At 62.3% G+C, this 996-nt stretch carries 1 protein-coding gene; it reads right to left on the reverse strand.

The window, feature by feature from the left end; translation table 11 throughout:
- Positions 1–17: 17 nt before the first annotated feature.
- Positions 18–791: a transposase family protein gene (locus tag MJ785_RS14615; protein WP_239381351.1), complete on the reverse strand. Its 774-nt coding sequence runs from the start codon at positions 789–791 to the stop codon at positions 18–20.
- Positions 792–996 lie beyond the last annotated feature (205 nt).

The raw sequence follows: 996 nt of genomic DNA on the forward strand, positions 1-996 counted from the left end.
TTTTCAATGTGGTTTTTCTAATTGCCTTCGTGGGTGAGGACGAGGATGGCCTGCGCGAATATGCCGACACGGCGGGGGCAGCCGCGGTAGCGGTCGAAGATGTGCCAGTTCTTCAGGACCGCGAAGCCGCGTTCGCCCTGTGAGCGGGTGGCGGCGTGAGTCTGGTTGGCTTCGTTGTCGCGGACGGGGAGTTCCTTGTTCCTGGGCTTTTTGATCGGAATGAGGAGTCGGTCGCCCTCGCCGCCGACGTAGCCCTTATCCGCGTAGAGGTAGAGCTGTGAGCGGTCGACGAGGTCGAGGATGGTGTGCATCCGGGCGGCGGTGATGTCGTGGACGGAGCCGGGTAGCCCTTCGGAGATCCAGATCATCCGGCCGTAGGGGTCCATGAGGCCCTGGAGGTTGATGCCGTGGTATTTGTGCTTGCCCGAGTAGTACAGCTTGTTGTGGGCGCGGACACGGTTGGTGCGCACGACTGTGCCGTCGAGGATGAGGAAGTTGCTCTGGGTCCACGCGAAGGTCCAGACAGCGGCGAGCAGGCTGCGCCCGCGGGTCGCGAGGAGGCGGACGGCCTCGTGGATGTAGGTGTGGACGGTGCCGACGCTGACCTGGAAGCCCGCGGCGAGCTGTTCGTAGCGTTCACCTTTGCGTAGGTGGACGAGTACCAGGAGTGCCTGGTCGTGTGAGGGTAGCTTGCGCCAGGTCTGGTGTCGGGCGCGGTCCTCGGCGAGCAGCGCGGTCAGAAACGTCAGGGTCGACTCGGGCAGATCGACAACGCCGGGGTACGTTAGCAACGGAAGTCCTCGGTCAAGGGCACAGTGGATTAGGCACCCTGTGATCTACCGGGGACTTCTCTATTGACGAGGCCTGGGCCAACATCGCCCGGTCAACTGTGGGCCACCGAATGTCAACAGAACGATCGGGTTGTCGCCCCATCAATTCGCTAATGGCCTTTGCCGACTTCCGCGGGGACCAGGAAAAACCAAGATTGAAAAGGCT

Source organism: Protofrankia sp. CiT1 (genome assembly GCF_917627335.1).
Lineage (GTDB): Bacteria > Actinomycetota > Actinomycetes > Frankiales > Frankiaceae > Protofrankia.